Origin of the sequence: Stappia sp. ES.058, assembly GCF_900105595.1 — a bacterium.
In the GTDB taxonomy this organism is placed as follows: domain Bacteria; phylum Pseudomonadota; class Alphaproteobacteria; order Rhizobiales; family Stappiaceae; genus Stappia.
Genome location: NZ_LT629784.1, coordinates 2955818 through 2967436, shown reverse-complemented (window position 1 = coordinate 2967436; position 11619 = coordinate 2955818). Strand labels below are relative to the sequence as shown.

Genomic DNA, 11619 nt, shown 5'->3' with positions numbered 1-11619 from the left:
CGGTTACCCGATCCGGCTTTTGACGCGCCCGATCAGGCTGCGAATGGTGTGACCGTCGGCACGTGCGGCAAAGGTCAGCGCCATGCGGTGCTGGAGAACCGGCTCGGCGAGCGCGAGCACGTCGTCGACCGACGGCGCGAGGCGCCCGTCGACCAGGGCGCGGGCGCGCACGGTGAGCATCAGCGCCTGGCTGGCCCGCGGGCCCGGACCCCATGCGATCAGACCGGCAAGGTCGTCGTCGGTTTCCCCGGGGCGCGCCGAGCGCACCAGCTCAAGAATGGCCTCGACGACGCTTTCGCCGACCGGCATGCGCCGGACGAGCTGTTGGCAACCAATCAGGGCGTCGCCGTCCATCACGGCCTCGGCATCCGCGTCATGCGCACCGGTCGTTTCCATCAGGATGCGGCGTTCCGCGTCGCGGTCGGGATAATGGACGTCGATCTGCATCAGGAAGCGGTCGAGCTGAGCCTCGGGCAGCGGGTAGGTGCCTTCCTGCTCCAGCGGGTTTTGCGTGGCCAGCACATGGAACGGTCGCGGCAGGTCGTAGGGCTGCCCGGCGATCGTCACATGATACTCCTGCATCGCCTGCAGCAGCGCGGACTGGGTGCGCGGGCTGGCGCGGTTGATCTCGTCGGCCATGAGAAGCTGGGAAAACACCGGCCCCTTGATGAAACGGAACTCGCGGCTGCCGTCGGGGGCCTGGTCCATCACCTCGGCGCCGAGAATGTCGGAGGGCATCAGGTCGGGGGTGAACTGGATGCGCCGCGCGTCGAGTCCCAAAACGGTGCCGAGCGTTTCCACCAGTTTGGTCTTGGCGAGGCCCGGAACGCCGACAAGCAGGCCGTGTCCGCCGGACAGGAGCGTCACGAGCGCGCGTTCGACGACGCTTTCCTGGCCGAAGATGATCCGCGCGATTTCGCGCCGCGCTGCGGAGATCTTCTCCATGGCGGCCTCGGTGTCGCGGGCAATCTCCTCCGGGTCGATATCCGGTTGCGTGATGGCACTCATGTCCGCTGCGTCCTTCCTGATGCTGTGCCCAGTATGGGCCGTCCCGCGTCTCTTGTCGCACGCGCATTCGGATCCGTGTCGACCCGTCCGGCCCATCCGTAGCGCCCGGGTCCGTTTGACAGCCTCCTGCCCGCGCCGTAAGCCGGTGGCAGGGCATCCCGACGCACCCTCTTGCGTTGACGGCGGGCCGCCCCACCTCCTTATGGGAATGGCCGACCGTATTCATCCATGTCAAAACAGGGTATGGGCCAAATCATGGCGGGGACAACTGGATTGACGCAAAAAGCGACGGACGACATTCGCCCGGACGGGCCGGATGCAATTCCCGAGGGGCTTGCGGATCTCGTCGCGCGCGCCGGAGACGGACGCGGGATTCCGCCGGTGGAACGCTGGAATCCGCCCTATTGCGGGGAAATCGACATTCGGATCTCCGCCGACGGGCAATGGCATTATCTCGGCTCGCCGATCGGGCGCGAGCGTCTCGTGCGTCTGTTCGCCTCCGTGCTGCGCCGCGACGACGACGGTCGTCACTATCTCGTGACCCCGGTCGAGCGGATCGGAATCACCGTCGACGACGCGCCGTTTCTCGCCGTCGAACTGTTTGCCGAGGGCGAGGGCCGCGACCGTGTGATGACACTTCGCACCAATGTCGGCGATGTGGTGCGGGTCGATGCCGACCATCCCTTGCGCTTTTCGGCAGAAGCGGAGACCGGCGGGCTGAAGCCCTACGTCACCGTGCGGCGCGGACTGGAGGCGCTGTTCTCGCGGCCCTTGTTGCACCAGTTCGCGGAGATGCTGGAGGAAGATCCCGAAAACGCCGAACGCCTGGGTGTCTGGAGCGGCGGCGTTTTCTTTCCGGTTCCCGAAGAGGTCGCCGCGCCCGACGGCGAGGATGCGCCGTGAGTTGTGCAGCCGATGCACAGGACCGGGACTATCTTGGGTCCGCCGAAGCCTTCACGCTGCATGCGAAGGAGAGAATCGATCTCGCAGCGCGCGGTGAGGTCGGAGACCATGTTCTCAATCCCGAAATGGGGCCTTTCGCCTTCGCCACGCGGCCGCCGCGCGATGCGGCGGTGCTGATTGCGGTGATCGAACGGGCCAAGGGCGCGAGCATCATCCTGACCCAGCGCACGGACCATCTGCCCTCGCATGCCGGACAGATCTCGCTTCCCGGCGGCAAGATCGAGCCGCATGACGATGGTCCGCTGGCCGCCGCCTTGCGCGAGGCGGAGGAGGAGATCGGCCTGTCTCCGGGGTTTGTCCGGCCCGCCGGCATTCTTCCCACCTATCTGACCGGATCCGGGTATAGGGTGGCGCCGGTGGTTGCCCTGGTCGACCCGGCAGCGCGTCTGACGCCGGACCCGGGGGAGGTTGCGGAGCTTTTCGAGGTTCCGCTCGCCTTCCTGATGGACGAGGCCAATCACCAGCGGCAAAGCCGGATGCTTGCCGGCAAGCCGCGCTATTTCTACGCCATGCCCTACAGGGAGCGCTACATCTGGGGCGTGACTGCCGGGATCCTGAGGCTCTTGTACGAAACGGTTTCCCGCTGATGCTGCGTGTCGTTCTCACCCAACTGTTTCTGTTTTCGCTTCCCTTTCTCGGATATGCGGTCTGGCTCTACGTCAACAAGAAGGCCCAGACCTCCGAAAACTGGCGCAATGGACCGTTGATCTGGATGGTGATCGGCGGTTTCGCCCTCGCCATTTCCGGAATGGTCCTGCTTGCAACCTTCGAGGTTCCGCCGGAAGGAAAGCTCTACCAACCTTCGGAATTCCGCGACGGGGTGTTCATTCCCGGTCGCTACGAATAGGGCGGCTGTCGCGATGACCGCGCGGATTACGGCAGACTGGCTGCGGGCGCCTGCGCTTCAGGCCGTGTTCGACGCTCTTGAAACGGACGGGGACGAGGCGCGCGTGGTCGGCGGGGCGGTTCGAAACACGCTGCTCGGATTGCCCGCGACGGACATTGACATCTCGACGACGGCCGTGCCGTCCACGGTGATGGGAAAGGCGGCGGCACATGGTCTCAAGGCGGTGCCGACCGGCTTCGACCATGGCACGGTCACGCTGGTCTGCGACGGCATTCCCTATGAGGTCACCACCTTGCGCGAGGACGTGGAGACGCACGGGCGCTCGGCGACCGTGCGCTTCGGACGCAACTGGCTGCACGACGCGGAACGACGCGATTTCACGATGAACGCGCTTTATTGCGACCGGCGCGGCGAGGTCTTCGATCCCGTCGGCGGGCTGCCTGACGTGGAAGCGCGGCATGTGCGTTTCATCGGCGATCCGCGCCTCAGGATCGCGGAGGATTATCTGCGTATCCTGCGCTTCTTCCGGTTTCACGCCCAGTATGGCGCGGGCGATCTCGACGCCGCCGGCTTCGCCGCCGTCGTCGACCTTCGCGACGGTCTCGCCGGGCTTTCGGCGGAGCGCATCGGGATGGAGATGCGCAAGCTCGTCTCGGCACCGCGTGCCCCCGAAACGGTGCTGGCGATGCGCGAGGCCGGCATCGTGTCGCGGGTGCTTGCCACCCACGGCGGGCTGCGGCCGTTTCAAGACCTCAGGGCGCTCGATGCCCTGGCGCCGGAGACGCGCGCACCCGCGCTTGCGCTGGCGGTTCTCAGCGATGGCGGCGAGGCGGACCTCGACGACATGGCCGATCACCTGCGGCTGTCCAATGCGGAGCGCAAGCGCATGAAGGTCGCGCGCTGCGCGTCCGATATCCCGCGCGGCTGGGACGAGGCGCGTCCTGCGCCCGTGGCGAAGACGGAGATCCTGCGCCTGCTGTTTCTGGCGGGCCGGGAGGCCGCCATCGACGGACTGCTGCATGCCTGGGCCAATGCGGGGGTGGGCCCGGAGGACGAATTGTTCGCCGACGCGCTCACGCTCCTCCGGGACGCCGAGATCCCGGTGTTCCCGTTGACCGGGAAGGATCTTGTCTCCACCGGAGTTCCGGCCGGACCCGCCGTCGGAGAGGGACTTCAGAAGGCGCGGGCGGCGTGGATCGACAGCGGGTTTGCGCTCGATCGCGAGGCGCTTGTTGCTGTTGCCACAGGGGCGTGAGGGAAGCCAGATAACGCGATGACGCCTCCGGTCGCGGACTAATCCTCCGCGAAAGCGCCCGTTTTGGTCAGCCCCTCGATCCGGGTTTCGCCGGCGTCCTTGAGGATACGACGCGGCACGGCGCCGGCCTCGCGGGCAAGCGCATCGGCGAAGACCTGCGAGTGGGTGACGATCCAAACCTGCGTGTGCTCGCAGGCGCGCGCAACAACGCGCGCCAAAGGTTCCAGCAGGTCCGGGTGGAGGCTTGCCTCCGGTTCGTTGAGCGCGACGAAGGCCGGCAGGCGATAGGCGAGAAGCGCGCCCATCAACGCGAGATAATTCAGCGTTCCGTCGGACAGTTCATGGGCGGAAAAGGCGCGCGGCAGGTCGGGAAAGCGCATGGCGAAACGGGCCGTCGCGCCGTCGACGCCGATCTCGAGCCGCGCGCCGGGAAAGGCATCGGCCACGGCCTCGTCAAGCAGGTGGGTGTCGACGCGCACCTCGCTCAGCGTCGCGAAAACGGCGGCGAGATCGGACCCGTCGGCCGCCAGCGTCGGCGTGGTCAGTGCCAGCGCCGGCCTGCGCAGCGCTGCGTCCGGGTCGGTGCGAAATCCGTGGTGGAACCGCCAGTCGGCAAGCGCGCGCCTCACGATGTCGAGTTCGGGAAAGCGCGCGCCGTCGCGAAAGGCGAAAAGCGCGGTCTCGGACCCGAGCAGTTCGTTGGCATAGGTCGCCCGGCTGCCGTCCGCCGCACGCAGGGTCGCGGTCGGGCCGGCGCGTTCCATCATCACGACATCGCGGCGGCCCGCCGCGATGGTCAGCCGCTCCGACTTCACCAGCGGTTCCAACGGAAGGGCCGCGTCGGAGCCGAGCTTGGGAAGGCCGACGGCGATGGTATAGGTCATGTCGCCCAGCCTGGCGGAGAGCTGCAGGCGCACCGGTTGCCCTTTCCGCCGCACGCCCGCCCACAGCACGCTCTCCACGCCGCCCTCTTCCGCGATCGCCCGGGTGATCCGTCCGAAGGCGGCCTCGCGCAGGAGCGACAGCGCGCGGTAGAGGTTGGTCTTGCCGGTGCCGTTGCGCCCGACGAAGACATTCAGCGCGCCGACGGGCAGATGCATCCGCCGGATCGAGCGGTAATTGTCGATGCCGACGGCTGTCAACGGCGGCAGGCTCATGGCGTCCGGATCACGGCCATTTCACGACCGGGGGCATGGAGGAGAGGATCGAGGCGACGTTGCCGCCGGTCTTCAGGCCGAAAATCGTGCCGCGATCGTAGAGCAGGTTGTATTCCACGTAGCGGCCGCGGCGAATGAGCTGTTCCTCGCGCTCCGCCTCGCTCCAGGGCTTGTGGTAGTTGGCGCGAACCAGCTTCGGGTAGACGTCGAGAAAGGCGAGCCCCACGTCCTTGGTGAAGGCGAGGTCCGCATCCCAGTCGCCGGAATGAAGGTAGTCGTAGAAAATGCCGCCGATGCCGCGCGCCTCGTTGCGGTGCTTGAGGAAGAAATACTCGTCGCACCACGCCTTGTAGCGGTCGTAGTCGGCGACCTGATGGGCGTTGCAGGCGGCCTCCATCGCCTTGTGAAAGGCGACCGTGTCGGGGTCGTCCTGGGTGCGGCGCGCGTCCAGCACGGGGGTGAGGTCGGCACCGCCGCCGAACCACTGGCGGGTGGTGACCACCATGCGCGTGTTCATGTGGACTGCCGGCACATGCGGGTTGTTGAGATGCGCGATCAGCGAGATACCAGATGCCCAGAAGCGCGGATCCTCGGCCGCGCCCGGGATCTGGCCGCGAAACTCCGGCGAGAACTCGCCATGCACCGTGGAGATGTGAACGCCGACCTTCTCGAACACCCGTCCCTTCATGATCGACATGACGCCGCCGCCGCCCTTGGCGCCGGAGGAATCCGTGCGCTCCCAGGGCGAGCGTTCGAACCGGCCGGGAGCGGTGTCGGCAAGCGCGCCCGGCAGCGCCCCATGTTCGGCGGCGTCATCCTCGATCGCCTCGAAAGCGGCGCAGATCCGGTCGCGCAGGCTGCGGAACCATGTTGCCGCCTCGTCCTTCTTGGCTTCGATATCCGACGGAACCGGTCCGCCCTTCACATCCTGCGTCGCTGCCTTTGCGCCAGTCATCGTGTCGTGTGTCCTTGCTCTCGGTCGTGGGGCTGCCGGCGCCGTCAGCGCCGGTAGATCAGGGGATAGGTTTCCGGTTCGACCGCCGCGCCGTCGCAGTCCGGTTTCGCGCGATACTCGACCATCTCGAAGCGCGCGTCGACAAGGCGGTGCCGTTCATAGGTGCCGCAGTCGCCCAGACCCCTGTCGACGGTGAAACTTGCAACCGTGCGGGCTGCGATGTTCCAGACGGGATTGAACAGCACGTTGGGGGACGTCCGGGGATGCCCCTTCACGTTCTGGAAGGTCATGAGCGAGAACTCGGAGGGCTGGAAGAGATAGACCTGGGCGTAGACATAGGCCGCATTGTGCATGCCGGCGCTGCAGCCCATCTCCCAGATCGCGCCTTCTTCGCTGGTCTGGTAGCCGGTCACGCCGATGCGCGCCAGGGAGGCACGCCAGTCGCAGTCGTAGGTGCGGTTCAGGGCCTCGATCATGGTGTCCGGAACGTCGTCGGTCGGGACCTCGTACTTGCGGAAAAGATTGCTGAAGTCGGTCTCGCCCGCACCGGAATCGGCGGCAGGGGCCGGATCGGCCGCCGGCGGGGTCATGCATCCGGCTCCCCCCTTTACGGTCATGCGAAATGGCGGAAACCCTTGCCGGATCACGGTGAGCTTGCCGGTTTCCACCTCGACGGCCTCGCCCTCTTCCGGCGCAAAGGTCAGGTCGAGAATGACACGGGTGTCGCCGTCGGCCGATCTGTAGAGCTGGACGGGATGGAGATCGTAGCCGGTCGGTTCGCCGCCAACCGCGATGCGCGTCAGTCGGGGCACCTCGTCGCCGATGCGGATGCGGGCGACCGTTCGGGTATGGTCGAAGCCGAAATCCTCCAGAAAGACATGCGCGAAACGGTCCGTGTCGGGATCGCGATTGGCCTGCCACAGACGCAGCGAACAGGCGCTCGGCGGCGCGACGTCGGAGGTCTTGAACAGACGCACGTCGAGGGTTTCGCCATCCTTTGCGGCGAATGCGGGTGGCGCTGCGGCCAGGAGGGCACATGCGACCCCTGCACCTCCCAGCCATCGCGCAAGCGTTGTCTTGCGCCTGTCGTTCCCCCGTGTCATGTGCCCTCCGTTCGACCCCAAATCCCGCCGCAACAGTAGCTTGCGAAAGGCGATGCGCAAGTCCGTGCGCGGTTAACGACCCCGACCCGTCGGGAAGCTTTCCGTCTGGCGCAATCCCTCGCCCAGCACCATCGCCGCTGAAACGGCGACATTGAGCGAGCGCAGACCCCTTGCCATGGGAATGAGCAGGCGCGCGTCGGCGCGCTCATGCACGTCGGCGGGAACGCCGGCGCTCTCGCGTCCCAGCAGCAGGATATCCGTGCGCTCGAAAACGAAGTCGGTGTAGGGCACGGCCGCCGCCGTACTCATCAGAACGAGCCGACGGCCGGTTTCGGCTCGCCATGCCTCGAAAGCGTCGAAGGAGAGGTGGCGAACCAGGGGCGCGCGCTCCAGATAGTCCATACCGGCGCGCTTGAGCGCATGGTCGGAGAGCGGAAAGCCCGCCGGCTCGATCAGATGAACCTCGCGCGCCATGCAGGCGGCCAGCCGCAGGATCGTGCCGGTGTTCTGCGGGATATCGGGCTGGTAGAGCGCAAGGTCTGGCATGGAACGGCGCGGTCCTGGTGGCTGTCTCCGGCAAAGGGGCGTGGCCGCCCCGTCGGCTTGCGATGAGGGGTGGTTGGCGTGGTGATAGACTGACGGTCCGGCGCTGTCATGCCGATTCGCGTGCGCAGCGTCCGGGCAGGGCGCTCTTTTGTCGCCAATGTCCCGAACGAGGAGCCATCTTTTTGTTTGACCGCATGTTTTCCTGGTTCGAGACCCGCATCGATCCGCTGGCGCCCCTTCCCGACACGCAGGTCCCGCGTGGCGCTGTGGGGTACCTCCGCTTCTTCGTGTTCCAGGCAAGATATGCGTTCCTGGCGATGCTGGTGCTTGGCGGACTGACGGCGCTGATCGAGGCAGCGCTTTATGTGTTCGTCGGCGATCTGGTCGACTTGATGGAGGCGGGCGCGCGCGCCACTTTTCTCACCGATCATGCGCTGGTGCTTGGCGTGATGGCGGTGACGGTGCTGCTGCTTCGCCCGGCCGTGGCCGCTCTCACCGCGCTGGTCGAGGAGCAGGTCATCGTTCCCGGGTTCTTCAACCTCGTGCGGTTCCAGGGTCATGCACAGGTGATCGGCAAGTCGCTCGCCTACTTCCAGGACGAGTTTGCCGGCCGGATTTCGCAAAAGGTCTGGCAATCCGGACAGGCGGCTGGCGATTTCATGGTCAGCCTGTTGCAGGTGATCTGGTTCATTGTCGTCTTTGCGCTCACCACCCTGGCCATCCTGACGCGACTCGATCCCCTGTTCGGTGCGGTGGTGCTTGTCTGGCTGATCTGCTTCGCGCTGGTTGCGCGACATTTCGTGCCGAAGATCCGCGCCCGGGCGAGGGCGAGCGCGCATGCCGGCTCCGGTGTCACCGGGCGGTTTGTCGATACCTACGGCAACATCCAGACGATCAAGCTGTTCAGCAGCGCGGCGCGCGAAGGCGAGGGCACGCGGGCGGCTTACGAGGTGTTCCTGGGCGCGATCCGCCGGTTCACGCGCACGCTGACGACGGTGCGCAGCCTGATGAGCGTGCTGTCGGGGGTGATGATCGCGGCCATCGCGGCGCTCGCCCTGAGCGCATGGCAGGCCGGAACGGTGACCACGGGCGACGTTGCGTTGACGCTTGGTCTGGTCTTGCGCCTCAATGTCCTGCTTGGTCGTTTGCTCGGTCAGCTCAACGGCCTGTTTCGCGCCCTCGGCACGCTGCAGGACAGCGCGGAGACGATCACCCGGCCGGTCACCGTCGCGGATGCGCCGGACGCGCCCGCCTTGTCGGTGAAAGAAGGCGGCATCGTCTTTGAAAACATCAAGTTTCACTACGGCAAGGCCGGCGGGGTGATCGAGGATCTGTCGCTTGCGATCCGGCCGGGCGAGAAGGTCGGTCTGGTCGGCCGCTCGGGGGCCGGCAAGTCGACGATGATCAACCTTCTCTTGCGCTTCTACGATCTGGAAGGCGGGCGTATCCTGATCGACGGGCAGGACATCGCCGCCGTGACGCAGGCCTCGCTCCGCGCAAACGTCGGCGTCGTCACCCAGGACACCGCGCTGCTGCATCGCTCGATCCGGGAAAACATCGCGTTGGGCCGGGTCGGGGCGCGCGAGGAAGAGATACGCGAGGCGGCGCGCCGCGCTCATGCGGAAACCTTTATCGCCGAGCTGTCCGACAGCCGCGGGCGCAGCGGTTTCGACGCCCATGTCGGCGAACGCGGGGTGAAGCTGTCCGGTGGCCAGCGCCAGCGCATCGCGATTGCCCGGGTGCTCCTGAAAAACGCGCCGATCCTCGTTCTGGACGAGGCGACATCCGCGCTGGATTCCGAAATCGAGGCGGCGATCCAGGAGAGCCTGTCCGAGCTGATGCGCGACAAGACGGTGATCGCGATCGCGCATCGCCTGTCGACGATTGCGGCCATGGACCGGCTGATCGTGATGGACCGGGGCCGGATCGTGGAAGACGGATCGCATGAGGCGCTTCTGGAACGCGGCGGGCTCTATGCCGACCTGTGGAACCGGCAGTCGGGTGGATTTTTGGCCAAGGCCACGTTTGCGAACCAGGAGACGCCGGCCTGACGGCCGCAAGTTAGGTCGTATTAACCGTTAAGACATTTTTAACAGGTCAGGTCCGATATGGGGTGCGCCTTCAGGTTGTGTTCTGCTGCCTTTAGGCCAGCGAAACGGGGGTGTTTACGGTGTCGGTACTTTCCATGCTCAAGACGGTCTCGGCGTTTGCCGGGCTTTCCGGGCGTTCCGGTCAGGATCGCAATGACCGGGCGGCCGGTCTCTTCGCCCGGCAGGCGAACGCGACGCTCGACACACTGTCCGGCAGCGGCATCGCGCTGGACAAGGACACCGTCAAGGAAATCAAGGACAGCGTCGAGACCAGCCAGAGCCTGCAGCGCATGGCGGAATCGATGAAGGACGGTGCGCGCTCGAACCGGGTGTCGGAGATCAAACAGAAGATCGCCGAGCTCAAACAGCGCCTGCAGTTCGCCACGCCGAAGCAGGCCAAGGCCCTGCTGAGGGAACTCAAGCAGCTTTCCCAGGACTTCAAGGGCGCCGCCTCGCAGCTCGGATCCGATGCGTCGGGGCTTTCCGCCAGTGGAGCCGGGGGTGCCGGAGTGCAGGCCATGGCCGGAGCCGGCGAGACAGGTGGTGCGGTCGCAGCCGGCGCCGAGGGGCAGGCGGGCGAGGGCGGCGCGAACGCGGATACGGGAGGCGAAACCGCCACATCGTTTGCCATTGTTTCTCCGGACGCCGCAGAAAGCCCCGGGGGCACCGGCGCCGGGCGCGAAGCCGGACTTGGCCAGGGCTTTGGCTCGGCAGAGGATGCCGCGCCGGGCGAGAAGACTGCGCCGAACCAGGAAGAGCTCAAGTCGGGGCTGCGGGCCTACATCGGCGAGCAGGAGGACGAGGAACAGGCGGTAGCCCGTTCCCGTGCCGAGCGAATGAAGGGCGAGCGCGAAACGCTGAAGGAGATCGGCGAGGAGCTCAAGCAACTCGCCGAGAAAATCGAGAAGCTCGCCCGTCGCGACCCGTCCAACGAGGCGGGCAAACAGAGCGACGCGCAGGCCATCGACCGGGCCGTCGACGAAGGGCTCCGGACGCTCGACAGTCCCGGCCTGGTGCAGGCGCTCTCCGGGCCGTCTCCGGAACCTGCGGACGCGTCGTCACCGTCCGTTGCGGCTCGCGCCCCCTCGGTGGCGCCGGGGCAGGCAAGCTTGGCCTATACCGCCAGCGTGCCGGCCCAGGTCGCGGTTCCCGGCTCGGTCCAGCCCGTGGCCGCGCTTGTCGTGTAGCGGAAACGCCGTCCTTCAAAGCCTCGTCATTGTTCGCCGGCACCGCGTTTGTTGCGCTCGGGCCGCACATGCGTGCAATGCGTCGGGCGGCGCAAGTCCCCGGCTGCAAAGCCGGTGCGGGCGGGCTGTTGTCCGGTTCCGGCGCGGGCTGACATCATTTGTCGTGACGTCGCACCGCAGGCCCGCCTGGGCCGGCCGCGTCGTGCTTCCGAGGGGGACGAAGGCACGAAGACCGGGCCACGAACGCATCAAGAACGCATGAGGAGGGGGCGGATGATGCGCTTCCGGACCGGGGCGGTCTCCTGCGCCGATCTCTGAACCCGGCAATCCGGCGGCTTTTTGATGCCCGGGCGGGTCATCTGACCGGGCAGATCCGGTTTGTGGCTGTTGTGCAACACGGCGTTGCCTACATGCATCGACGTGCGCGAGGTGGCTGTGCATCCGCTCCGGTTTGTGTATTGTCCGGGTCAGGCGTCGGCCTTTGATCGGGACTGTCGTCGCAAAACCA

General features: G+C 66.6%; 11 protein-coding genes. 6 read left to right on the top strand and 5 right to left on the bottom strand.

What is annotated here, in order from left to right; translation table 11 throughout:
• Positions 1-3: 3 nt before the first annotated feature.
• Positions 4-1008, bottom strand: coding sequence for a MoxR family ATPase (locus tag BLU32_RS13835; protein ID WP_093807856.1), 1005 nt, complete (start codon positions 1006-1008; stop codon positions 4-6).
• Positions 1009-1281: 273 nt separating this feature from the next.
• Between BLU32_RS13835 and BLU32_RS13830 the strand changes: the two genes are divergently transcribed.
• Genes BLU32_RS13830 through BLU32_RS13815 form a run of 4 tightly spaced genes read left to right on the top strand, consistent with a single transcriptional unit; the run spans position 1282 to position 4073 of the window.
• Positions 1282-1911 (top strand): DUF1285 domain-containing protein, encoded by a 630-nt coding sequence (locus tag BLU32_RS13830; protein ID WP_244501706.1) that lies wholly within the window; start codon positions 1282-1284, stop codon positions 1909-1911.
• Complete coding sequence (locus BLU32_RS13825) at positions 1908-2558, top strand: CoA pyrophosphatase (RefSeq protein WP_371326931.1); 651 nt, start codon at positions 1908-1910, stop codon at positions 2556-2558. Before BLU32_RS13830 ends, BLU32_RS13825 begins: the two co-directional genes overlap by 4 nt.
• Complete coding sequence (locus BLU32_RS13820; RefSeq protein WP_093807852.1) at positions 2558-2818, top strand: DUF6111 family protein; 261 nt, start codon at positions 2558-2560, stop codon at positions 2816-2818. Before BLU32_RS13825 ends, BLU32_RS13820 begins: the two co-directional genes overlap by 1 nt.
• Positions 2819-2831: 13 nt before the next feature.
• The gene (locus tag BLU32_RS13815) at positions 2832-4073 is read left to right on the top strand and encodes a CCA tRNA nucleotidyltransferase (RefSeq protein ID WP_093807850.1); all 1242 of its coding nucleotides are present in this window, start codon (positions 2832-2834) and stop codon (positions 4071-4073) included.
• Positions 4074-4111: 38 nt separating this feature from the next.
• Here BLU32_RS13815 and BLU32_RS13810 read toward each other — a convergent pair whose 3' ends face one another.
• The 4 genes from BLU32_RS13810 to BLU32_RS13795 all read right to left on the bottom strand — a co-directional run bounded on the left by BLU32_RS13810 (position 4112) and on the right by BLU32_RS13795 (position 7834).
• Positions 4112-5230, bottom strand: a complete 1119-nt coding sequence (locus tag BLU32_RS13810; protein WP_093807848.1) for an AAA family ATPase — start codon at positions 5228-5230, stop codon at positions 4112-4114.
• 10 nt (positions 5231-5240) lie between these two features.
• Positions 5241-6185, bottom strand: a complete 945-nt coding sequence (gene hemF, locus BLU32_RS13805; RefSeq protein WP_093807846.1) for an oxygen-dependent coproporphyrinogen oxidase — start codon at positions 6183-6185, stop codon at positions 5241-5243.
• Between the two features lie 44 nt (positions 6186-6229).
• The gene (locus tag BLU32_RS13800; protein ID WP_093807844.1) at positions 6230-7288 is read right to left on the bottom strand and encodes a DUF1176 domain-containing protein; all 1059 of its coding nucleotides are present in this window, start codon (positions 7286-7288) and stop codon (positions 6230-6232) included.
• 72 nt (positions 7289-7360) lie between these two features.
• Entirely contained in the window at positions 7361-7834 is a 474-nt protein-coding gene (locus tag BLU32_RS13795; protein ID WP_093807842.1) for a tRNA (cytidine(34)-2'-O)-methyltransferase, read from the bottom strand.
• 182 nt (positions 7835-8016) lie between these two features.
• Between BLU32_RS13795 and BLU32_RS13790 the strand changes: the two genes are divergently transcribed.
• Together BLU32_RS13790 and BLU32_RS13785 are read left to right on the top strand one after the other, a co-directional pair.
• Positions 8017-9885, top strand: a complete 1869-nt coding sequence (locus BLU32_RS13790) for an ABC transporter ATP-binding protein (protein ID WP_244501705.1) — start codon at positions 8017-8019, stop codon at positions 9883-9885.
• A gap of 119 nt (positions 9886-10004) precedes the next feature.
• Positions 10005-11111: a hypothetical protein gene (locus tag BLU32_RS13785; protein ID WP_157727676.1), complete on the top strand. Its 1107-nt coding sequence runs from the start codon at positions 10005-10007 to the stop codon at positions 11109-11111.
• The last annotated feature ends 508 nt before the right edge of the window (positions 11112-11619 follow it).